The sequence below is a fragment of the Thalassovita autumnalis genome (genome assembly GCF_001458255.1).
GTDB classification, from domain to species: Bacteria; Pseudomonadota; Alphaproteobacteria; order Rhodobacterales; family Rhodobacteraceae; genus Thalassobius; species Thalassobius autumnalis.
Genome location: NZ_CYSB01000005.1, coordinates 1 through 20491 on the forward strand (window position 1 = coordinate 1; position 20491 = coordinate 20491).

The following is a 20491-nucleotide window of genomic DNA, read 5'->3' on the forward strand; positions in this document are numbered from 1 at the left end:
CCATGGAACTGGCGCCCCGAAAAAGCCTGAAACCGCCCCGATACCGGACGGATACCCTTTTCTTTTGCTTTCAAGCAAAGCTGACCGAAGGGTTGGTTTTGATTTAATTGACATGGTCAATGAATCTTATGAAGATGTTGCCAGCCAAAACAGAATGTAGTTAACATGTGCATTACTTGTCGGGGAGGACGGTCATGCAGAACGAAGCGATCAAACTGGAAGAGGGGCCGAAGTTCTACGGCTACTTCCGGTCGTCGTCTTCCTACCGCTGCCGCATCGCCTTCAACCTGAAAGGCCTCGACTACACCTTTGAACCGGTTCACCTGAAAAACGGCGCCCAGAAAGAGGCCGCGTTTGCTGCGCTGAACCCGCAACAGTTGCTTCCGGTTCTGGTGACCCCTGAGGGCACGGTGCTGCGTCAGTCGCTTGCGATCCTGGAATGGCTGGATGAACGTCACCCAGACGTGCCGCTCTTGCCGCAGGATCTGGATCAGCGCGCCAAGGTGCGTGGCTTTGCCCAGTCCATCGCGTGTGAAATCCATCCGCTGCAAAACCTGCGTGTCCTGCAGCACCTGAAGGGCCCCTTGGGCGCGGATGAGGCGGCGGTCATGGACTGGCTGCATCGTTGGATTGGCGACGGGCTCACCGCCTGCGAGGCGCTGCTGCAGGAAGAGGGCACGGACAGCCGATTCTGCTTCGGCGATACGCCGGGGCTGGCCGATATTTGTCTGGTGCCACAAGTGTTTTCCGCCGAACGGTTCGGCGTTGATATTTCCGGGTTGCACCGGGTGCGGGAGGTCTGCAACGCTTGCGCAGACCTGCCGGCCTTTGCTGCGGCCCACCCGGCCAAACAGCCGGACTTTGAGCCCTGAAAAGGGTGCCGCGTTCGCCCGAGGAGGGGCGGACGCTCATCACATCCCGCGCATGCGGGGCAACGAAGACGGTCCATGGGAGGAAAGACATGACCATTTTGAAAAACGCTCTGCGTGGTGCGGCAACTGCCGCTGTACTGATGGGCACAGCCGCAACGGCTTTTGCCGCTGAGGTGACGCTGAACCTGCACCAGTTCCTGCCGGCGCAGGCGAACGTGCCAAAGCACATCCTGGATGTCTGGGCTGACAAGGTCGAAGCCGACTCCAACGGTCGTATCGAAATTGCACGCTACCCCGCCATGCAGCTGGGCGGCACCCCGCCCGAGCTGATCGGTCAGGTGCAGGACGGTGTGGCAGACATCGTTTGGACCGTTGGTGGCTATTCGCCCGGTCGTTTCCCGCAGGCCGAAGTGTTCGAACTGCCCTTCATGATGACCAACGCCGAAGCCACCAGCCGCGCCTATTGGGAATATGCCGAAGCCAACATGCTGGACAAGGAATATGCCCCCTTCAAGATCATCGCGCTGTGGGTTCACGGCCCGGGCCTGATCCACTCGAAAGAGCCGATCACCTCGGTATCGGATCTGAACGGTGTGAAACTGCGCGCCCCGACCCGCGTGACCAACAAGATGTTCTCGTCGCTGGGCGCAACCCCGGTGGGCATGCCGGTTCCGGCCGTGCCTGAGGCGCTGTCGAAAGGCGTGATCGACGCAACCGTTATTCCGTGGGAAGTGACCGGCGCCCTGAAAGTGCCTGAACTGGTGGAAAACCACACCTCCTTCGGTGACAGCTCGCTCTACACCACCACCTTCATCTTTGCGATGAACAAAGAGAAGTACATGGCGCTGCCGGATGACCTGAAGGCCGTGATTGACGCCAACTCGGGCGCTGACACCTCGGCTTGGGCTGGTAAAACCATGCAGGCTTATGATGCGCCGGGCCTGAAACAGGCGATGGAGCGTGGCAACAACATCATCGAACTGTCCGACGATCAGGTTGCTGAATGGAAAGCTGCCGCCGCCAATGAAGAGGCCGACTGGGTCGCTGAAATGAACGGCAAAGGCTTTGACGGTCAGGCGCTGCTGGATCAGGCCAAAGCGCTGATCAAACAGCACAGCATGTAATCCCGGACGGGATCTTAACGATGGGCCGCGGCGGTGACGCCGTGGCCCTTGCAACACACGGGGCGCGCAGCTGCCTCGGACTGCTTAGCGGGCCACACTCAGGCCTGAAAAGGGGATAACAATGCATCGGTTCATGACTGGACTTGCGCGCGCGATGGCGATGCTGGGGGGCGTGGTGCTGACCGCGTTGATCCTGATCACCTGTGTGTCGGTTCTGGGGCGTACGCTCAACACAATGCTGCACAGCGGGCTGGCCGAAGCCGTGCTGGGTGGCTTTGCCAAGACATTGCTGGACACGGGCGTTGGCCCGATCCTTGGGGATTTCGAACTGGTGGAAGCCGGGATTGCCTTCTCGATCTTTGCGTTCCTGCCGCTTTGCCAGATCACCGGGGGCCACGCCTCTGTCGACATCTTTACCTCAAAACTTCCGGTGCGGGTGAACCGCTTCATCACGCTGGTTGGCGAAGTGCTGTTTGCACTGGTGCTGGCGCTGATCGCGTGGCGTCTTTACGCCGGGATGCAGTCCAAGATGCTTTACGGTGAAACCACCTTCCTGCTGCAATTCCCGATCTGGTGGGCCTATGCCGCCAGCTTTGCCGCGGCCCTGCTGGCTGCTGTTGTCTCTGCCTATGTTGCCGTCGTGCGTTTGGGCGAATTTCTCACCAACCGCGAGATTATCGCCGCACAGGAAGGGGCGGAGCATTGACTAACCTTGAAATCGGGCTGACGTCCTTCCCAGTCCTTCTGTTGATGATCTTCCTGCGGATCCCAATCGGCCTGTCGATGTTTCTGGTCGGCCTTGGGGGGCTCTACTTCGTCACGGGTACGCCCAATATGGCGATGGCAAAGCTGAAGAATGAAACCTATTCGACCTTCTCCAGTTACTCGCTGTCGATTGTGCCGATGTTCATCCTGATGGGCCATTTCGCCACCCTTGGCGGCATGAGCCAGGCACTGTTCAAAGCGGCGGAGGCCTTCCTGGGCCACCGCAAAGGGGGCGTGGCCATGGCCGCTGTTGGCGCCTGTGCCGGCTTTGGGTCGATCTGCGGTTCGTCACTGGCAACTGCGGCCACGATGAGCCAGGTCGCCCTGCCGGAACTGCGCCGTTACGGCTATTCCGGCGGCTTTTCCACCGCGACGCTGGCGGCGGGGGGCACGCTGGGCATTCTGATACCGCCCTCGGTCATTCTGGTGATCTATGCGATCCTGACCGAACAGAACATCGCCAAGCTGTTCCTTGCGGCCTTCGTGCCCGGCATTCTGGCGGCGATCGGCTATATGATCACCATTTCGATCTACGTGCGGATGCATCCTGACAGCGCGGGTGTGCGCGAACCGATCCCCATGGGGGAACGGCTGCGGGCGCTGGCCGATGTCTGGCCGGTTCTGTTGGTCTTCGTTGCGGTTGTTGGCGGCATCTACGCAGGTGTCTTCACCCCAACCGAAGGCGCCGCTGTGGGGGCCTTTGGCACCGGTCTGATCGCCTTCCTGAACGGCGGGCTGACCAAATCCAGCCTGATCGGCAGCTTCACCGCCACCGCCAAGAACACCGCGATGATCTTCTTCATCGTGTTGGGCGCCGGGTTCTACAACGGCTTCCTGGCGCTGACACAGGTGCCGCAGGAACTGTCGAACTACGTGGTCGGTCTGGGCTATAGCCCCTGGGCAATTCTGGCGATCATTCTGGCGCTCTATCTGGTCTTTGGCTGCCTGATGGACAGCCTGTCGATGATCCTGCTGACGATCCCGATCTTCTTCCCGATCATCTCGACCCTCGATTTCGGTCTGACGATGGAAGAAACCGCGATCTGGTTCGGGATCATCGTGCTGATCGTGGTTGAGGTTGGGCTGATCACGCCGCCGGTGGGGATGAACCTGTTTGTCATCAACTCGATGGACCGCCTGACCCCGATGGTCGAAACCTATAAGGCTGTGATGTATTTCGTCGCCTCCGACATCGTGCGGGTGGTCATCCTTGTGGCCTTCCCAGGTATCACCCTGTTCCTGTTGCGGATCTTCCACTAAGGGCGGGATCGAAGTGACATCAAAAAGGGCCGGGGGAAACTCCGGCCCTTTGACTTAGCCGGCTGTAGCTGTTCAAGTCGGGCGACGGCTTGATCTGTCGCAAGGCCCGCGTGCCGAAAGCGTGGCCCAATATGCGGCAAAGGGATTTAAGGGAATGTGGTGCGGCCTCAGCGCGTCACACCTCAAGAAAAGGAATTGCCCATGGCCACCAGTGCCGATGATCTGACCCACAGCAAGCTGGAACACTACCCGATCACCATCTTTGCTATCATCATGGGGCTGTCCGGCCTGACCCTTGCGGTGCAATCGGCGGGGCAGAACCTGGGCTTTGGTCCGGGGCTGGCGCATGGGCTTTATGGAATCACCGGTTTCCTGTTTTTCCTGCTGCTCATGGGCTATGCAGCGAAATGCCTGCAATACCCGCAGGCGGTGCTGGCCGAATGGCGCCACCCGGTGAAAATGGCTTTTTTCCCGGCGATCTCGATCTCGCTTCTGCTCCTCGGGGTGGCCAGCCTCAGCCGTCACGCCCAATTGGCTGAGGCGCTGTGGCTGATCGGCATGGGGATGCAGGCGGTGCTGACGCTGGCGGTGGTGTCGGGCTGGATCTCGGCCCGGTCGTTTCAGACCGGACACCTCAGCCCCGCGTGGTTCATTCCGGCGGTGGGCAACGTCTTTGTGCCGATCGCGGGCGTGCCGTTGGGCTACTTTGAGCTTAGCTGGTATTTCATGTCGGTGGGTCTTGTCTTCTGGGGTGTTCTGATGGCGCTGGTGATGAACCGGCTGATCTTTCACGACCCGCTGCCGGGCCGGTTGCAGCCGACACTTGTTATCCTGATCGCGCCGCCTGCGGTGGCCTTTCTGGCTTGGGTCCGCCTGTATGGTGAGGTCGATGCGCTGGCGCGTCTGTTGATCAACGCGGCCTATTTCTTCACGCTGCTGGTGGCACTGCAACTGCCCCGCATCCTGCGGCTGCCCTTTGCGCTCAGCTTCTGGGCGCTGAGCTTTCCTTTTGCGGCGGTGACCATCGCCAGCTTCACCTTCGCCGCCAACACCGACAGCACCGCCCATCTGTGGATCGGAACGGTCCTGCTGGTGGTTTTGAGCGTGATCATCATCGGCCTGCTGCTGCGCACCCTGAAAGCGGTCCGCCAGGGTGAGATCTGCGTGCCGGACTAGGCTTCACTGTTTCAAAAATACTCAAAAAAAGACGGCCCCCGCAGGGGCCGCATCAGTCGGGGAAAAATCCGGAGTAGGCTGCCGTGCGATCAGCCCAGCAGGCGACGTGCAATCACCTGTGCCTGAATTTCCGCAGCACCCTCAAAGATGTTGAGGATCCGGGCGTCACAGAGGATACGGCTGATCTGGTATTCCAGCGCAAACCCGTTGCCGCCGTGGATCTGCAGCGCGTTGTCCGCCGAGGCCCAGGCCACGCGGGCGCCCAGCAGCTTGGCCATGCCGGCCTCCAGATCGCAGCGCTGATCGTGGTCCTTTTCCCACGCCGAGAAATAGGTCAGCTGACGCGCCACCATGATCTCCACCGCCATCATCGCCAGTTTGCCGGACACCCGGGGGAAGTGGATCAGCGACTTGCCGAACTGTTTGCGGTCATTGGCATATTGCATGCCGACCTCCAGCGCGTTCTGGGCCACACCAATGGCGCGTGCCGCGGTCTGGATGCGGGCTGCCTCAAAGGTTTTCATCAGCTGTTTGAAGCCCTGACCTTCGACGCCGCCCAGCAGGTTTTCACCCTTCACCTTGAAGCCGTCAAAGCCCAGTTCGTATTCTTTCATGCCACGGTAACCCAGCACCTCAATCTCACCGCCGGTCATACCCTCGGTTGGGAAGGGGTTGGCATCATCGCCCGGGGTCTTCTCAGCCAGGAACATCGACAGGCCGCGATGGTCTTTGCTGTCAGGATCGGTGCGTGCCAGCAGAGTCATGACATGGGTCCGCGCCGCATGGGTGATCCATGTTTTGTTGCCGGTCACCGTGTAATCGCCATCTTCGCCCTTCACCGCGCGGGTCCGCAGCGACCCAAGGTCCGAGCCGGTGTTGGGTTCGGTAAAGACGGCGGTGGGCAGGGTTTCGCCGCTGGACAGTTTCGGCAGCCACTGTTCTTTCTGCGCGTCGGTGCCGCCGGCCAGGATCAGCTCCGCCGCAATCTCAGACCGGGTGCCAAGGGAGCCCACGCCGATATAGCCGCGTGACAGTTCCTCGGAGACCACGACCATTGACGCTTTGGACAGGCCCAGCCCGCCGTATTCCTCGGGGATGGTCAGGCCAAAGACGCCCATCTCAGCCAGTTCCTCGATGACCTCCATCGGGATCAGCTCATCCTTCAGATGCCATTCATGGGCATTGGGCACCACACGTTCGTCCGCGTAGCGGCGGAATTGATCGCGGATCATTTCCAGCTCTTCGTCCAGACCCGTGGCGCCGAAGGTGGCGAAGCCTGCGTTGTCCTGCATCAGCTCAACCAGCGCAGCGCGTGCGGCCTGGCTGTTGCCGCTGTCACACAGCGTCATCACCGCCGGCTGCATCAGGCCGCGCATTTCATCCTGGGTCAGGCCCAGATCCTGCAGGCGGATGATTTCATTCTGGCTCATCGGGATGCCGCCGTAGATCTGCCAGAGATATTCACCAAAGGCGATCTGGTGGATCAGCTGCTCCATCTTGCCGAACTTGCCCTCGGCCGACAGTTTCTCGGCCCAGGCCTGCATCTGCTTCAGCGAAAAGGCGTAGGTCGCAAGCCAGGCCAGCCCATGGGCGGCGGTTTGGTTTTCTTCCAGCAGGCCACCTGACACGCGGCCATCCAGCGAAACGGTTTCACGTACCCGCGCAGTGGCCGTTTCCAGCAGCGCCTCAACCGGGGCTACAGCCGCACCGGTGAGGGTCAGAAGATCAGGAAGAAGGGCGTCTTGGGTCATTGTCACGTCCTGTCCGTCATGTGCCATGATTACGTTCCTCTTGTGCTACACCATTACGACTTCGGCGCTGGCTGTCAAAATGCTGCACTGTGCATATCCACTTTGCATCTGCAGCGCAACAAAAATACCCATACGTACTAATTCTAGTTCATAAATTACCCTTGCGTTTCTTGTGCCGCTTTCGCCTCCATCGTGGTAAGAGGCCACATGGACACGCTTTTTTCTCTGCTGAGCCCCGAGTTATATTTGTTCGCCTTCATCGTCGCACTGGGTGCCGGGGTGATCAAAGGCATGGTGGGATTCGCGATGCCGATGATCCTGATTTCCGGTCTCAGCTCGGTCATTTCGCCTGAATTGGCGCTGGCGGGTCTGATGTTGCCCACCCTGGCAACTAACGGCTGGCAGGCCCTGCGGCAGGGGCGACAGGCGGCCTGGGAATCGATGAAGCGGTTTCGCTGGTTCATGATTGTGGGTGGCCTTGCCATCATCAGCAGTGCCCAGCTGGTGCGTTACCTTGATCCCGAAACCATGTTGCTGATGATCGGCGCGCCGGTCACCGTATTTGCGGTGATCCAGCTGCTGGGCGTGCAGCTGCGCCTGCCGGAAAAGGGGCGCGGATTGATCGAAGTGGCGATTGGTCTGGTGGCCGGGTTTATCGGCGGGCTCTCGGGGGTATGGGGGCCTCCGACGGTGATGTATCTCACCGCGCTGGAGACCCCTAAGGGAGAGCAGCTGCGCATCCAAGGCGTGATCTACGGCTTGGGGGCGCTGGCGCTGTTCATGGCACACATCAGTTCCGGAGTGGTGACAAAGGACACGGTGGTCTTTTCCGCATCCCTGCTGGTGCCAGCGCTTTTGGGAACCTGGATTGGTTTCCAACTGCATGAGCGGATCGATCAGGCCGCGTTCAAAAAGGCAACGCTGATCGTTCTGCTGGTCGCGGCGCTCAACCTGATGCGCCGCGCTTTGATCGGTTAGGCGCCGCTGTTGTTTTCGGCAGGCACGTAACCAGCCACGGCGTCAATAAAAGACCGGATCTGGGCCTTCAGGCGATCGTCCTGGATCTTGCTGAACACGGCGGCGATACGGGCGGTTTCTTCATCGATGACAGGGGTGGAGTCATCGGCGGTCTGATCCAGACCTTCGAAGAAGTATGCCGGCGGCACGTTCAGGATGTTGGCGATTTCGAACAGTTTGCTGGCCGAAATACGGTTGCGTCCCAACTCATATTTCTGGACCTGCTGGAACGAGATGTTCAAACCTTTTGCGACGTCGGTCTGAGTGAGACCGCGCAGAACGCGCAGGTTCTTTAGTTTCTTACCCACATGGATATCAACTGGGTGTGACATGCAATTCTCCCGTTAATGAGACTACCGTAAGAAGTATTTCGGATGTGTAGTTTCAATCAATTGATTAGAAATTCTTCACGGAGTTAAACAGATCACCCATTGATGTATGATTTGTTTACCGGTACTATGATCGCTGTAAATTAAGGCGTTTGCCGGGTTTTGTCTCCGCAACTTTAGCGATTGTTAACGATAACCGGGTGTTCTGGCACCCCCTCGCAACCTGAAAGGAAGGCCATGGCTGAGCTTAAGAATCACCCATTGCTGTTTGAAATGTTGCGCTCGTTTACAACCCTTGCGGCGACCCTGAATCTCTCCCGTGCGGTGGAGCATTTGGGCTCAACACGGCAGACTGTGCGCCGTCATATCAACACCCTTGAGGAGATCAAGGGGGAACGTCTTTTCATCGTCGATGACCGGCAATATCACCTGACCGAAGCGGGCCGCCACGCCCTGCAGGAAGCGCAGGATTTGCAGGAACGCGGGCTGGCCTGGCTGAACAATGAAACCGGCCATGTTGGCGGTTTGCACCACATCGCCAAAGATGATGAGGACGGCTGGTATTTCTATCTGCAGCAGCATTCGCTGGACAAGCTCTGGAGGGATAAATCCGCCCTGCTGCGACAAGGGGTGCAATGCTGGGCGGAGGCTGAGGGGGACATCACATCTGAGGCGCTGGACCCGGTTCGATCCTATCTGATGGTGTTTCGCCGGGCCTCTGTGGGTTGGGTCTGCTCCGCCGTGGGCAGCGACAGTTCTTATGCCACATGGTATGGGCGCCGCTGGGAATACAGCGCCGTTGGCCGCGAAGTGCCGCGGCTGCCGGGCGGGGCGACACACGCATCACAGTTGCATCAGCCCTTTGAGGAAATCCGCGGGACAGGCAGCCTGCTCTACGATCACATTCACACCCGTATGGATCGCGGCGAAGCCGGTGCGAATGAGTCGATCAGCTTCAAGCGCTTGCTGCTGGGGTGCCGCTATCCTGACAATAGCTTTGCTCTCGCATCATTGGTTGTACGCAGTCATGCGTTGGAGATTCAGGGCGTTTCAGCAAGCATGATTGAGCGCATGCCCAAAGACCTGATCATGGATGACATACGCCTCGGTTGAGGCTGTGCAGAGACAATTCGCGTTTGATTGGTCATCATTTCCTGTGTGAAACACAGGAGAACACTATGACAATTCATGATGTCTTTGATGGCGCCCGCTATCTCACTCAGACGATCAATACCCTCACGTCGCATCAATTGGATTTGTCCGTTGGGGATGACTTTGAGGATTACGCGCGGATCGTCGAAAAGCACCGGGCCGAACAACCGCTTGGCCCTCCGTTTGATCCCGTAAAGACCTTTTTGCCAAAGTCTCGAGGGATTTGGGTCGTCGGGCGCAATGCCAAGGGGACGGTGGTTCATACCCAGGCCATGCGTCTATTGGACCTCTGTGATCAGACCCTGGCGCGCTATCTCAGTGCCCGTTTCGCCGAGTTTCCCCCCGGCGGCATGGAGATTGATATGGCCGGGTCCTGGTTCCGCCCGGGGCCCGGAGCGGCGCAGATTTCAGGCCGCGCCGTCTATCATGGCGAGATGTGGTTGGCCGATGATTCGGCCTATCGTGGCCGTGGATTGATCGATGTTCTGGCCCGTTTTGCCTTTCTGACGGCCATGTTGCACTGGCAACCGGACCATGTGTTCGGCTTCATTCTGCGCCCTGTTGCACGGCGTGGGCTGGCCGAACGTGAGGGCTATATGCACACCGATCCCTATTGCCTCAGCTGGAAGGTGGCGGGGCGCAATCAGCCGCTGGATTGTAACATGGTCTGGATGGCGCTGAATGACTTGCGGCATGTGATGCATGTGCCGCTGGACGAACGGGTGACGGCTTAATTCCGCTTGAGTAGTTGAATAGACAACGCCCCGGAGAGGGGCCGGGGCGTTGTCAGATGTTTCGCGTTAGGGCTGTGAAAGTTAACCGATTGCGGCGGCTTTCACATCCTCATCGATGTGCGGCAGGTACTGCTCAAAATTGTCGGCGAACATGCCGACCAGTTTGGCCGCCTGTGCGTCATAGGCTGCCTGATCTGCCCAGGTCTGACGCGGGTCCAGCAGCGCGGTGTCAACACCAGGCACCGACACCGGCACATCAAAGCCAAAGTTGGCATCCTTGCGGAACTCTGCTTCGTTCAGCGAGCCTTCGAGGGCGGCGGTCAGCAGGCCACGGGTTGCCTTGATCGGCATCCGCGATCCGGTGCCGAAGGCGCCGCCGGTCCAGCCGGTGTTGACCAGCCAGCAGGTTGCACCGTGCTTGGCGATCTTCTCACGCAGCAAGTTGCCGTACTCTTCGGGGCGGCGCGGCATGAAGGGTGCACCAAAACAGGTGGAGAAGGTGGGCTCCGGCTCAACTACACCACGTTCGGTGCCCGGGGTCTTCGAGGTGAAGCCCGACAGGAAGTGGTACATCGCCTGCGCCGGTGTCAGGCGCGCAATCGGCGGCAGCACACCATAGGCATCACAGGTCAGCAGGATCACGTTTTTCGGATGGCCCCCCAGAGCGCTCTCGGAGGAGTTCGAGATGTATTCCAGCGGGTAGGCGCAACGCATGTTCTGCGTCAGGCTGGCATCGTCAAAGTCCAGTTCGAAGGTGTCCTGGTCATAGACCATGTTTTCGATCACGGTGCCGAACTTCGACGTGGTGGCGTAGATCTCAGGCTCCGCTTCGGGGTTCAGACCGATGGTCTTGGCGTAGCAGCCGCCTTCGAAGTTGAAGGTGCCGCGATCGGACCAGCCATGTTCGTCATCACCGATCAGGGTGCGCGACGGATCTGCCGACAGGGTGGTTTTGCCGGTGCCCGACAGGCCAAAGAAGATGGCGGTGTCGACCGGGTTGCCAATGGCGTGGTTGGCCGAGCAGTGCATCGGCATGATGCCTTTTTCGGGCAGCAGGTAGTTCAGCAGGGTGAAAACCGATTTCTTGTTCTCACCGGCATATTGGGTGCCGCCGATCAGGATCAGCTTCTTTTCGAAGTTCATCGCGATCACGGTTTCCGAACGGCAGTTGTGACGCTCGGGGTCTGCATTGAAGCTGGGGCAGTTGATGACGGTGAAGTCAGAAACGAACCCGTCCAGGGCCTCACGCTCAGGACGGCGCAGCAGGTGGCGGATGAACAGGTTGTGCCAGGCCAGCTCGGTCACCATACGTACGTTGATCGAATGGGTCGGGTCAGCGCCCCCCACCAGATCCTGCACGTAATAGTCCTTGCCTTTCATGTGCTCCAGCATGTCGGCATAAAGCGCATCAAACCCTTCGGGTGACATCGCTTTGTTGTTTTCCCACCAGATCTTGTCTGCAACATCGGCGGTTTTCACGACATGTTTGTCTTTGGGGGAACGACCGGTGAATTTGCCGGTTGTCACCAGAAAGGCACCGCCCTGTCCAAGGGTGCCTTCGTTGTTCTTAAGAGCCGCTTCGATCAGTGCGGGTTCCATTAGGTTATAATAGACATCGCCCAGCCCTTTGATCCCTTGATCTTCAAGCCGGAATTGCGGGTTTACCCGTCCAAATGTCATGTTGCCTAGCTCCTGTATCCGCGCGATGCGGCGCGGAATTTTTGCCACCGGGCGCGAAACTCCACTTTCACGCCAGATCAGACGTTGGGTCCAATAACTGGCTCATAACATGTCGATTATGTGAAGGAACAGGACGCTTTCGCGCAGTTAGCGCAACCATTGGAGGGTTAGCGCAATCAGTGGGATATAGCGTGCACAAAGTTTCCGATAGGCGCAGTCATAATCCGCCAATGTGAGGCAAATTAGCCATTCCTACAGGAAATCGCGCTCAAATCGAATCTCTGGCGCGGCTGATTCGCGATTTCGATTGATTGCCCCAGTGAAACTTGGGCATAATAAGGCAAAAAACAGGCAAGAAGAGCAGTAGAGGAATTCTCCTATGTCAAAGATCGCCCTTGTGGATGATGACAGGAATATCCTGACATCCGTCGCCATGACCCTTGAGGCTGAGGGGTTTGAGGTGGAAACGTATAACGATGGCCAGTCGGCGCTGGATGCTTTCAACAAGAAGCTCCCCGATATGGCCGTTCTGGATATCAAAATGCCCCGTATGGACGGCATGGATCTGCTGCAGCGTCTGCGGCAGAAAACCAGCATGCCCGTCATTTTCCTGACCTCCAAAGATGATGAAATCGATGAGGTTCTGGGCCTGCGCATGGGCGCGGACGACTATGTGAAAAAGCCGTTTTCGCAGCGTCTTCTGGTCGAACGGATCCGCGCGCTGCTGCGTCGTCAGGATGCGGTCAGCGGCAATGTGGTTGCCGAAACCGAAGAAACCAAAGTGATGGAACGTGGTGAGCTGCGGATGGACCCGCTGCGCCATTCGGTCAGCTGGAAAGGCCAGGACGTCACCCTGACCGTGACCGAGTTTCTGTTGCTGCAGGCCCTGGCCCAGCGTCCCGGTTTTGTGAAATCGCGCGATCAGCTGATGGACGTGGCCTATGACGATCAGGTCTACGTGGATGACCGCACCATCGACAGCCACATCAAACGCCTGCGCAAGAAGATGCGTTCGGTCGACAATGATTTTGCCGCCATCGAAACACTTTACGGTATCGGCTACCGGTACAACGAAGACTGATGGCACTGGCAGAGCGCATAAACATGCCCCAGCGGCCACGTCAGGATGGGGATGTTGTTCTAGGCGATGACTTTGTCGCGCCTGAGGCCCTGGTGGAAAAAGAGATGCAGGCCCGCCGCAACCGCCGTGGGCTGTTGTCTCTGAACCGGTCGCCGCTGACCCGCAAGATCATCTTCTTCAACCTGATTGCCCTGAACTTCCTGGTGGTCGGGGTGCTGATGCTGTCGACCTCTCAGGACAGTCTGGCGGTTGAGCGCAGCAATGCGCTGGTCTCCCAGGCGGAGTTGATTGCAGACGTTGTTGAGGCGCAGCTGCCGGAAGCGGCCGAGCCGCTGCAGCTGGGCGGTGTGCCCGATGTTAGCCGCACGCTGGAAGGGCTGGATCTGCGGCAGGGGATCTCCCTCTACGTTTTTGATTCCGAAGCACAATCCATTGCCTCGGCACAGGGGCAGGGGCTGCCGTTGCAGGCCGAAATGCCCGAAGCGGGATCGACCGTGATTGTCGACAGCCTGTCCTGGATCTGGTCTAAAGTGGCTGCACCGATCCAGCCTGACACCGCGGCGCAACTGCCCAGCGTGGAAGAGCGCGCCGCGCTGCTGTCACAGCAGGCCATGACCGGTGTCACCAAGGTCGAAAGCGGCCTGTCCGCTGACGGCGGCACGATTTTCACCGTGGCCACCCCGGTGCAGCATGATGGCCGTGTCTTGGGCGTTGTGGCGCTGTCCAGCGCGGCGGGTGAGATCGATCAACAACAGCGTGAGGAGCTGGAGCGCGTGCTGCAGATGTTCCTGATCGCCACATTGATGTCGATCGGGCTCAGCCTTGTACTGGCCTCGACCATTGCCAACCCGCTGTCGGATCTGGCCGCTGCCGCTGAACTTGGCCGCGCCCGGGATGACAAACAAAAGGCCGGTGGCCGTATTCGGATCCCCGATCTGACCGCCCGCCCGGATGAGATTGGCCGCCTGTCAGGCGCGCTGCGCGGGATGGTGTCAGCGCTTTATGACCGCATCGACAACAACGAACAGTTTGCAGCTGATGTAGCGCATGAGATCAAGAACCCGCTCGCCTCACTGCGGTCTGCAGTTGGCAGCCTGCGGATGGTCAAGAAAGAGGAACATCGCGAGAAGCTGCTTGATGTGATCGATCACGATGTGCGCCGTCTGGACCGTCTGGACCGTCTGGTCAGTGACATCTCCAACGCCTCGCGTCTGGACAGTGAACTGGTCAAGGAAGAGCAGGAAGCCTTCGATCTGATGAAGATGATGGGCAACCTCAGCGAATATCTGGGCCAGCAGGCGGGCGAAAACGGCGTTGATTTCATCACCGATCTGCCTGGCGAACCGGTGCAGATGATGGGGCTGGAGGCGCGGCTGGCGCAGGTCTTTGTCAACCTGATCACCAATGCGATTTCCTTCTGCGAAGAGGGCGACGCGATCCGCGTTTGGGCGCGGCGGCGTGAAAACCGGGTGCTGATCGTGGTCGAAGACACCGGCCCCGGCATCCCCGAACAGGCGCTGACCAAAGTGTTTAAACGGTTCTACTCGGAACGGCCTGAAAACCAGTTTGGCAACAACTCGGGCCTTGGCCTGGCGATTTCGAAACAGATCGTTGAGGCCCATGGCGGCGTGATCTGGGCCGAAAACATTCGCCCGACCGATGCGGATCCCACCTCGGAACCGCTGGGCGCGCGTTTCGTTGTTGGCCTGCCGATCTGAGGCAACGGTGTCCCGCCCCGCAGATCAGGACTGCCATATAGAACATGCCAGCGCCGTGGCCCTCGGGGGCCGCGGCGTTTTGATTGCGGGGCCCTCGGGCAGCGGAAAATCGGGCCTGGCCCTGCAGCTGATGGCGCTGGGGGCAGGGCTGGTGGCGGATGACCGTTGCTGCCTCTGGCGGCAGGATCAGCAGTTGATGGTGGATGCGCCCGCAGCAATCCGCGGCCGGATTGAGGCGCGTCATCTCGGAATCTTGAACGCCGATGCCGTTGGCCCGGTGCAGGTGGCTGCCTATATCCAGCTTGATACGGTTGAGGATCAACGTCTGCCGCCCCTGCGTCAGATTTCTGTGCTGGGCCTTTCCGTACCACTGTTGCACAATGTGCAAGCGCAGCATTTTTCGGCGGCGATTCTACAGTTTCTGAAAGCAGGAAGGTGGGCCTGACCCATGTCGGACGCACATCAAAGGATCATTCTGTTGACCGGGCCTTCGGGCGCCGGGCGGTCCACTGCGATCCGCGCGATGGAGGATCTGGGCTTTGAGGCCATCGATAACCTGCCGCTAAGCCTGCTGCCGCGCCTGCTGGATGGCCCGCCGATCAGCCATGATCTGGTATTGGGTCTGGATGTGCGTAACCGCGATTTCTCGGCCAATGCGCTGATCCAGACGTTGGACCGGCTGCAGGGCATGCAGGGCATCACGCCCGAACTGCTCTATATCGATTGTCGTGCGGATGTGCTGCTGCGCCGGTTTTCAGAAACCCGCCGGCGTCACCCGCTGGCCCCGGCCGAAAGCCCCGATCAGGGGGTGCAACGTGAGTTGGATCTGTTGATTCCGATCCGCGCCCGCGCAGATATCCTGATCGACACCTCTGAGATGACGCCGCATGATCTGCGCGCTGAGGTGGATCGACTGATCACCCCGGAAAGCGGCGCGCGGCTGGCGGTTTCGGTGAACAGTTTTAGCTACAAGCGGGGGCTGCCCCGTGGTGTGGATATGGTGTTGGACTGCCGGTTCCTGCGCAATCCCTACTGGGAGCCATCGCTGCGCAGTTTCAACGGCACCAGCGCCGAAGTTGCCGCCTATGTGGCTGAAGACGAACGGTTTCAGCCGTTCTTTGACAAGACCCTTGAGATGGCGGAGCTGTTGCTGCCCGCATATCTGGAGGAAGGAAAAGCGCACTTCGCGCTAGGGTTTGGCTGTACGGGTGGTCAGCACCGGTCAGTTGCAATTGCAGAAAAGATGTCGCAAGCCCTTGCAGAGCGTGGCTGGCAGGTGTCAACTAGACACCGCGAGCTAGAACGGGCAGATCAGCCCAAACGCTCCGCCAAGGCTGCGGATCAAGGATAAGGAAGCAAGCGTGATCGGTATCGTCATCGTCGCGCATGGTGGATTGGCCAGAGAGTATCTGGCGGCCATTGAACATGTCGTAGGGCATCAGCCCGGGATCAAGGCCATCTCCATCGAAGCGGAACATGATCGCCAGACCAAACAGGGCGAGATCTGCAAAGCTGCGGATGAGGTGGATCAGGGTCAGGGCGTCGTGGTGGTGACGGATATGTTTGGCGGTTCGCCCTCAAACCTGTCGCTGATGGCCTGCCAGCCTGAAAACCGTCGCATCATGTATGGTGCAAACCTTCCAATGTTGATCAAACTGGCCAAGACCCGCCACCTCTCTGTGGCGGATGCAGTGCGCACCGCGACCGAGGCTGGCCGAAAATATATTGACAGCCAGATCGTTAAAAAAGACCACTAAGACATGAGCCAAACGAATTTGCGACAGCTTGAGATTATCAACGTCAAAGGGCTTCACGCCCGCGCCTCCGCCAAATTGGTTGAGGTTGTTGAAGGATTTGACGCCTCGGCAGAGGTTTCCAAAGATGGCATGTCCGCCTCAGGCGACAGCATTATGGGGCTTTTAATGTTGGCAGCGTCCAAGGGAACCACTATTGAGGTTCAGACCTCCGGTGCTGATGCAGAGGCGCTGGCGGATGCGATCGAAGCCCTTGTGGCAGATCGCTTTGGTGAGGATATGTAAGCACGCCGTGGCGCGTGCCGGAAAGACGTAAGAGGCGCAGCGTTGGTGGACAGCTCTCAGAACCGCGGGATGGAGCAGGCCACGCCGGCCGAAAGCCCCACGACCTACGACCGCCGTTCGCTCACCTATGCCAATTCCTTTGACAGCCGTGCTCAGGTGCTGGCGATCAAAACCATCGAGTGGCTGACCGGCAAGTGGTCAATCCTGCGCATGATCCGCAAGTTCGAAAAGCAGGGCGCGCCTGAGGGCCAGGCCTTCTGGCGCGGTGCGCTGGATGTCATGGGCATCCCGCTGGACACCCCGCAGGAGCAGATCAACCGCATTCCGGAAACCGGCCCTGTTGTGATCGTGGCCAACCACCCGCATGGGCTGGTTGATGGGATGATCCTGGCCGATCTGATTGGCCGCCGCCGTCCTGACTACCGCATCCTGACCCGTGCCTTGCTGACCGGTATTGATGAGGTGGCGTCATCCTATCTGATCCCGGTGCCCTTTCCGCATGAAGAAGATGCGCAGCGCAAAAGCGTTGAGATGCGCGCTGCGGCCATGGCCCACCTGAAGGCAGGTGGCGTGGTTTCGGTCTTCCCATCGGGTGTTGTCGCCTCTTCCGACACGATGTTTGGCCCGGTCGAGGAACGTGAATGGAACGTTTTCACCGCGCAGATGATCCGTCGGTCGGGCGCCAAAGTGGTGCCGATCAAATTCCCCGGCCAGAACTCGCGCTGGTATCAGATCGCCAACCGGCTATCGCCGACCCTACGCCAGGGTCTGCTGCTGCATGAGATCGTGCACAGCTGCAATCATCCGCAGCGCCCCGTAGTTGGTGAGCCGCTGAGCGATGAACAGATGGAGCGGCTGAAGTCCGACCCGCGTGGGTTTATCGCCTGGCTGCGGGAACATACCCTGGCGCTGAGAGGCTGATCTGGGGCCCTGAAAGGCTGATCTGCCCAAGGGCCACGATCCATAAGCGTCGCGTGAAATGAAAAACGCCACGAAGGCCATCCGGACCTCGTGGTGTTTGTTGTTTGGTGGACCCGGATTAAGCGTCCAAATCAGCGGGTCGGAACGGGGCTGTCGCCGCGGTAGTCGTAGAAGCCACGGCCTGCTTTGCGGCCCAGCCAGCCAGCTTCGACGTATTTCACCAGCAGCGGGCAGGGGCGATATTTCGTGTCCGCGAGACCGTCATGCAGCACGTTCATGATCGCCAGACAGGTGTCCAGACCAATGAAGTCAGCCAGTTCCAGCGGGCCCATCGGATGGTTTGCGCCTAGTTTCATCGCGCTGTCGATCGAGGCAACGTTGCCGACCCCTTCGTAGAGCGTATAGCAGGCCTCATTGATCATCGGGATCAGGATGCGGTTCACGATGAAGGCCGGGAAATCCTCGGCACTGGCGGCTGTTTTGCCCAGACGTTCCACAATGGCCAGACAGGATTTGTAGGTTTCCTCGTCCGTGGCGATGCCGCGGATCAGCTCGACCAGTTTCATCAAAGGCACCGGGTTCATGAAGTGGAAGCCCATGAACTTCTCCGGCCGGTCGGTGCGGCTGGCCAGACGGGTGATCGAGATCGAAGAGGTGTTTGAGGTCAGGATCGTATGCGGCTGCAGGTGCGGGGTCAGCTGATCAAAGATCGCCTGTTTCACGGTTTCGCGTTCCGTTGCCGCCTCAATCACCAGATCGGTCTGGCCCAGATCGGACAGCTGCAACGTGGTCTTGATCCGCGCCATTGCGGCGTCTTTGTCGGCCGCCGTGATCTTTTCCTTGCTAACCTGGCGGTCCAGGTTGCGCGCGATCAGCGCCACGGCTTTGTCCAACGCGTCTTGGTCGATGTCGTTCAGCAGAACGTCATAGCCTGCCACTGCCATCACATGGGCGATGCCATTGCCCATCTGGCCGGCCCCGATCACCCCAATTTTCTGAATCTCCATGATCCATCCCTTTATAAATCTGGCCGAACCATAGGCTTGTTCCCGGAGGGGCCGCAAGGGCAGAGCCACTGGCCGATATGGTAAAATTAACCGTAAACCGTGGTTCCACGGTGCGATTAGCGCTTTGGCAAGGAATCACGGCGCATTCTGGTCCCGGGTAAACAGACCGGGGGTCCCATGGTTCTGATCAAAGATGCCTTTCCGCCAAGACCGCAGGGGGAGCGCAGTAGTGCAGCCAGCAAACTACGCTTCCGTGGCCCGCTGCAGCTGCCGGCACGGCCTTATGTGCTGTTTCTTGGTGGATCCGAAACCTTCGGGCGCTGTGTGGCGCGCCCCTTTGTGCAGCGTTTTGAAAGGCGTAGCGGTGTGCCCTGCCTAAACCTTGGCGCTGCCAATGCCGGCTGGGAGGCGCTGTCGCATGATCCCGCCGTGGTGGCGCGGGCACGGCGGGCAGACTTGATCGTGATGCAGCTGATGGGCGCTCAGCATCGTTCCAACGGGTTTTTCCAGGTACACCCCCGGCGCAACGACCGGTTTTTGCAAGGGTTTGCGCCTTTGCGCGAGCTGTTCCCGCAGGTGGATTTTTCGCAGTTTTCCTTTGTGGGCCATATGTTGGATGTGCTGCAGCGGGTGGATCGTTTCGCCCATCGTCGCCTGCAATATGGGTTGCAGGTGGAGTGGGTCGCGCATCTGCGCGCAATGCAGCGGCTCTACCTGCGGCCAATCGTATTTCTTTGGATCGATCACGGTCTGGACGCAGGCATGGGCATCGCAAATGCTGGGCTGTCGCGTCGGTGCCTGCGTGAACACGGGCTGGCGGAGGTGCCTCTGCTTCGGGTGCGACCGGAACGGGGCAGCGCGTCGCCGATGATTCTGCACCCCTCCGGCGGGGCAGGCCCTGCGGCCGCGATCTCCGCCGCCTATCACACCCGCATCGCTGAGGCGCTGTGCCGCTGGCTGCCCCCTATGCTGGCGACGGACAGCGATAAGGTGTGACGTCCCTTAGGCCCGGACCGCAGGCGCCTTTTGGCCGTTCACGTTGGGGCAACTTGCCCGGGGCTTCTTTCGCCGGTCGCGCCGCACTATCTTTGCCTCATGAAATGGTTCATCGCCCCCCTTCTCCTGCTGCTCAGCAGCCTGCCCCTCAGGGCCGATTGCGTTGTGCTGCTGCATGGGCTGGCGCGAACCGACGCCTCATTCCTGATCATGGAACAGGTCTTCCGCTATCACGGCTATGATGTGGAACGTCCGGGCTACCCCTCGACCGAAGAAACCATTGCCAACCTGGCGCTGAACACCCTGCCAAAGGCAATAGCGGCCTGTGACGGCCAGACCACCCATGTTGTCACCCATTCGATGGGCGGTATCCTGCTGCGCGTCTGGCTTAGCGGCAATCCGCAGCCTGACCTTGGCCGGGTGGTGATGCTGTCACCGCCAAACAAAGGGTCTGAGGTTGTTGATGTCTTGGGCGATCTTGAGCCGTTTGAGTGGTTCAACGGTCCGGCCGGTCAGCAGCTGCGCACCGATGATCGCGGCCTGCCGGCGCATCTGCCGCCGATCAATTTCGAACTGGGGGTGATTGCCGGAAACCAGTCGCTAAACCCACTGTTTTCAGCGATGATTGAGGGCGAAGATGACGGCAAGGTTTCGGTCGAATCCACCCGGGTGGAGGGTATGGCGGATCACATCGTTCTGCCGGTGACCCACACCTTTATGATGAACAATCCCTTGGTTATTGCACAGACCCTGAATTTCATCGAAAACGGGGCCTTCGAACATGAGATGACCTGGGCAGATGCGGTGGAGCGTCTGGAAGAGGCGGACTGACGGCGGCGTGCCTTGCGCCGTTGCTCAAGCGCAAGAGG

The 20491-nt window shown here is 59.4% G+C and carries 21 protein-coding genes; 17 read left to right on the forward strand and 4 right to left on the reverse strand.

The window, feature by feature from the left end; translation table 11 throughout:
* Nucleotides 1–194 precede the first annotated feature (194 nt).
* The 5 genes from maiA to TL5118_RS00985 all read left to right on the forward strand — a co-directional run bounded on the left by maiA (nucleotide 195) and on the right by TL5118_RS00985 (nucleotide 5197).
* The gene (maiA, locus tag TL5118_RS00965; protein WP_058243427.1) at nucleotides 195–872 is read left to right on the forward strand and encodes a maleylacetoacetate isomerase; all 678 of its coding nucleotides are present in this window, start codon (nucleotides 195–197) and stop codon (nucleotides 870–872) included.
* Between the two features lie 89 nt (nucleotides 873–961).
* The gene (locus TL5118_RS00970; protein ID WP_058243426.1) at nucleotides 962–1996 is read left to right on the forward strand and encodes a TRAP transporter substrate-binding protein; all 1035 of its coding nucleotides are present in this window, start codon (nucleotides 962–964) and stop codon (nucleotides 1994–1996) included.
* A gap of 121 nt (nucleotides 1997–2117) precedes the next feature.
* Nucleotides 2118–2702: a TRAP transporter small permease gene (locus TL5118_RS00975; protein ID WP_058243425.1), complete on the forward strand. Its 585-nt coding sequence runs from the start codon at nucleotides 2118–2120 to the stop codon at nucleotides 2700–2702.
* Complete coding sequence (locus TL5118_RS00980; RefSeq protein ID WP_058243424.1) at nucleotides 2699–4021, forward strand: TRAP transporter large permease; 1323 nt, start codon at nucleotides 2699–2701, stop codon at nucleotides 4019–4021. Before TL5118_RS00975 ends, TL5118_RS00980 begins: the two co-directional genes overlap by 4 nt.
* Nucleotides 4022–4222: 201 nt before the next feature.
* Nucleotides 4223–5197 (forward strand): SLAC1 anion channel family protein, encoded by a 975-nt coding sequence (locus TL5118_RS00985; RefSeq protein ID WP_058243423.1) that lies wholly within the window; start codon nucleotides 4223–4225, stop codon nucleotides 5195–5197.
* An 89-nt stretch (nucleotides 5198–5286) separates the two neighbouring features.
* Here the strand turns inward: TL5118_RS00985 and TL5118_RS00990 are convergent, their stop codons facing one another.
* Nucleotides 5287–6975, reverse strand: coding sequence for an acyl-CoA dehydrogenase family protein (locus TL5118_RS00990; protein ID WP_058243422.1), 1689 nt, complete (start codon nucleotides 6973–6975; stop codon nucleotides 5287–5289).
* Between the two features lie 180 nt (nucleotides 6976–7155).
* Here TL5118_RS00990 and TL5118_RS00995 point away from each other — a divergent pair, with 180 nt between their 5' ends.
* Complete coding sequence (locus tag TL5118_RS00995) at nucleotides 7156–7926, forward strand: sulfite exporter TauE/SafE family protein (protein ID WP_058243421.1); 771 nt, start codon at nucleotides 7156–7158, stop codon at nucleotides 7924–7926.
* Here TL5118_RS00995 and TL5118_RS01000 read toward each other — a convergent pair.
* A complete protein-coding gene (locus TL5118_RS01000) occupies nucleotides 7923–8297 on the reverse strand; it encodes a helix-turn-helix domain-containing protein (RefSeq protein ID WP_058243420.1) in 375 nt (124 codons plus the stop codon). The genes TL5118_RS00995 and TL5118_RS01000 overlap by 4 nt on opposite strands.
* A 234-nt stretch (nucleotides 8298–8531) precedes the next feature.
* Here TL5118_RS01000 and TL5118_RS01005 point away from each other — a divergent pair, with 234 nt between their 5' ends.
* A complete protein-coding gene (locus TL5118_RS01005) occupies nucleotides 8532–9407 on the forward strand; it encodes a helix-turn-helix domain-containing protein (RefSeq protein WP_058243419.1) in 876 nt (291 codons plus the stop codon).
* Nucleotides 9408–9472: 65 nt separating this feature from the next.
* Nucleotides 9473–10180 (forward strand): hypothetical protein, encoded by a 708-nt coding sequence (locus TL5118_RS01010; protein WP_058243418.1) that lies wholly within the window; start codon nucleotides 9473–9475, stop codon nucleotides 10178–10180.
* Nucleotides 10181–10261: 81 nt separating this feature from the next.
* On the opposite strand, the gene TL5118_RS01015 is transcribed toward TL5118_RS01010, so the two are convergent.
* On the reverse strand, nucleotides 10262–11860 hold the full coding sequence (locus tag TL5118_RS01015) for a phosphoenolpyruvate carboxykinase (protein WP_058243417.1): 1599 nt from the start codon (nucleotides 11858–11860) through the stop codon (nucleotides 10262–10264).
* 379 nt (nucleotides 11861–12239) lie between these two features.
* On the opposite strand from TL5118_RS01015, the gene TL5118_RS01020 reads away from it, so the two are divergent.
* The 7 genes from TL5118_RS01020 to TL5118_RS01050 all read left to right on the forward strand — a co-directional run bounded on the left by TL5118_RS01020 (nucleotide 12240) and on the right by TL5118_RS01050 (nucleotide 17619).
* The gene (locus TL5118_RS01020; RefSeq protein ID WP_058243416.1) at nucleotides 12240–12941 is read left to right on the forward strand and encodes a response regulator transcription factor; all 702 of its coding nucleotides are present in this window, start codon (nucleotides 12240–12242) and stop codon (nucleotides 12939–12941) included.
* On the forward strand, nucleotides 12941–14659 hold the full coding sequence (locus TL5118_RS01025) for a sensor histidine kinase (RefSeq protein WP_058243415.1): 1719 nt from the start codon (nucleotides 12941–12943) through the stop codon (nucleotides 14657–14659). Before TL5118_RS01020 ends, TL5118_RS01025 begins: the two co-directional genes overlap by 1 nt.
* 7 nt (nucleotides 14660–14666) lie before the next feature.
* Nucleotides 14667–15104, forward strand: a complete 438-nt coding sequence (locus tag TL5118_RS01030; protein WP_058243414.1) for an HPr kinase/phosphorylase — start codon at nucleotides 14667–14669, stop codon at nucleotides 15102–15104.
* 3 nt (nucleotides 15105–15107) lie between these two features.
* The gene (rapZ, locus tag TL5118_RS01035) at nucleotides 15108–16010 is read left to right on the forward strand and encodes an RNase adapter RapZ (protein ID WP_058243413.1); all 903 of its coding nucleotides are present in this window, start codon (nucleotides 15108–15110) and stop codon (nucleotides 16008–16010) included.
* Nucleotides 16011–16020: 10 nt separating this feature from the next.
* Nucleotides 16021–16416: a PTS sugar transporter subunit IIA gene (locus TL5118_RS01040; RefSeq protein ID WP_058243412.1), complete on the forward strand. Its 396-nt coding sequence runs from the start codon at nucleotides 16021–16023 to the stop codon at nucleotides 16414–16416.
* Between the two features lie 3 nt (nucleotides 16417–16419).
* Nucleotides 16420–16698 (forward strand): HPr family phosphocarrier protein, encoded by a 279-nt coding sequence (locus tag TL5118_RS01045; RefSeq protein WP_058243411.1) that lies wholly within the window; start codon nucleotides 16420–16422, stop codon nucleotides 16696–16698.
* 69 nt (nucleotides 16699–16767) lie between these two features.
* Nucleotides 16768–17619 carry a lysophospholipid acyltransferase family protein gene (locus tag TL5118_RS01050; RefSeq protein ID WP_058243410.1) on the forward strand — a complete coding sequence of 284 codons (852 nt, stop codon included), beginning with the start codon at nucleotides 16768–16770 and terminating at the stop codon, nucleotides 17617–17619.
* A 131-nt stretch (nucleotides 17620–17750) separates the two neighbouring features.
* Here TL5118_RS01050 and TL5118_RS01055 read toward each other — a convergent pair whose 3' ends face one another.
* Entirely contained in the window at nucleotides 17751–18626 is an 876-nt protein-coding gene (locus TL5118_RS01055; RefSeq protein ID WP_058243409.1) for a 3-hydroxybutyryl-CoA dehydrogenase, read from the reverse strand.
* Nucleotides 18627–18803: 177 nt separating this feature from the next.
* Here TL5118_RS01055 and TL5118_RS01060 point away from each other — a divergent pair, with 177 nt between their 5' ends.
* Both TL5118_RS01060 and TL5118_RS01065 read left to right on the forward strand, forming a co-directional pair.
* Nucleotides 18804–19622 carry a DUF6473 family protein gene (locus tag TL5118_RS01060; protein ID WP_058243408.1) on the forward strand — a complete coding sequence of 273 codons (819 nt, stop codon included), beginning with the start codon at nucleotides 18804–18806 and terminating at the stop codon, nucleotides 19620–19622.
* Between the two features lie 99 nt (nucleotides 19623–19721).
* Nucleotides 19722–20453, forward strand: coding sequence for an esterase/lipase family protein (locus tag TL5118_RS01065; protein WP_058243407.1), 732 nt, complete (start codon nucleotides 19722–19724; stop codon nucleotides 20451–20453).
* The last annotated feature ends 38 nt before the right edge of the window (nucleotides 20454–20491 follow it).

Excerpts from the sequence above, each read along its gene's own strand:
- TL5118_RS00975 (WP_058243425.1), top strand. The coding sequence starts at position 2,118 with ATGCATCGGTTCATGACTGGACTTGCGCGCGCGATGGCGATGCTGGGG.
- TL5118_RS01020 (WP_058243416.1), top strand. The coding sequence starts at position 12,240 with ATGTCAAAGATCGCCCTTGTGGATGATGACAGGAATATCCTGACATCC.
- TL5118_RS01050 (WP_058243410.1), top strand. The coding sequence starts at position 16,768 with ATGGAGCAGGCCACGCCGGCCGAAAGCCCCACGACCTACGACCGCCGT.
- TL5118_RS01060 (WP_058243408.1), top strand. The coding sequence starts at position 18,804 with ATGGTTCTGATCAAAGATGCCTTTCCGCCAAGACCGCAGGGGGAGCGC.
- TL5118_RS01015 (WP_058243417.1), bottom strand. The coding sequence starts at position 11,860 with ATGACATTTGGACGGGTAAACCCGCAATTCCGGCTTGAAGATCAAGGG.
- TL5118_RS00985 (WP_058243423.1), top strand. The coding sequence starts at position 4,223 with ATGGCCACCAGTGCCGATGATCTGACCCACAGCAAGCTGGAACACTAC.
- TL5118_RS00995 (WP_058243421.1), top strand. The coding sequence starts at position 7,156 with ATGGACACGCTTTTTTCTCTGCTGAGCCCCGAGTTATATTTGTTCGCC.
- TL5118_RS01045 (WP_058243411.1), top strand. The coding sequence starts at position 16,420 with ATGAGCCAAACGAATTTGCGACAGCTTGAGATTATCAACGTCAAAGGG.
- TL5118_RS01010 (WP_058243418.1), top strand. The coding sequence starts at position 9,473 with ATGACAATTCATGATGTCTTTGATGGCGCCCGCTATCTCACTCAGACG.
- TL5118_RS00990 (WP_058243422.1), bottom strand. The coding sequence starts at position 6,975 with ATGGCACATGACGGACAGGACGTGACAATGACCCAAGACGCCCTTCTT.
- maiA (WP_058243427.1), top strand. The coding sequence starts at position 195 with ATGCAGAACGAAGCGATCAAACTGGAAGAGGGGCCGAAGTTCTACGGC.
- TL5118_RS00970 (WP_058243426.1), top strand. The coding sequence starts at position 962 with ATGACCATTTTGAAAAACGCTCTGCGTGGTGCGGCAACTGCCGCTGTA.
- TL5118_RS01000 (WP_058243420.1), bottom strand. The coding sequence starts at position 8,297 with ATGTCACACCCAGTTGATATCCATGTGGGTAAGAAACTAAAGAACCTG.
- TL5118_RS01065 (WP_058243407.1), top strand. The coding sequence starts at position 19,722 with ATGAAATGGTTCATCGCCCCCCTTCTCCTGCTGCTCAGCAGCCTGCCC.
- TL5118_RS01005 (WP_058243419.1), top strand. The coding sequence starts at position 8,532 with ATGGCTGAGCTTAAGAATCACCCATTGCTGTTTGAAATGTTGCGCTCG.
- rapZ (WP_058243413.1), top strand. The coding sequence starts at position 15,108 with ATGTCGGACGCACATCAAAGGATCATTCTGTTGACCGGGCCTTCGGGC.
- TL5118_RS01025 (WP_058243415.1), top strand. The coding sequence starts at position 12,941 with ATGGCACTGGCAGAGCGCATAAACATGCCCCAGCGGCCACGTCAGGAT.
- TL5118_RS01055 (WP_058243409.1), bottom strand. The coding sequence starts at position 18,626 with ATGGAGATTCAGAAAATTGGGGTGATCGGGGCCGGCCAGATGGGCAAT.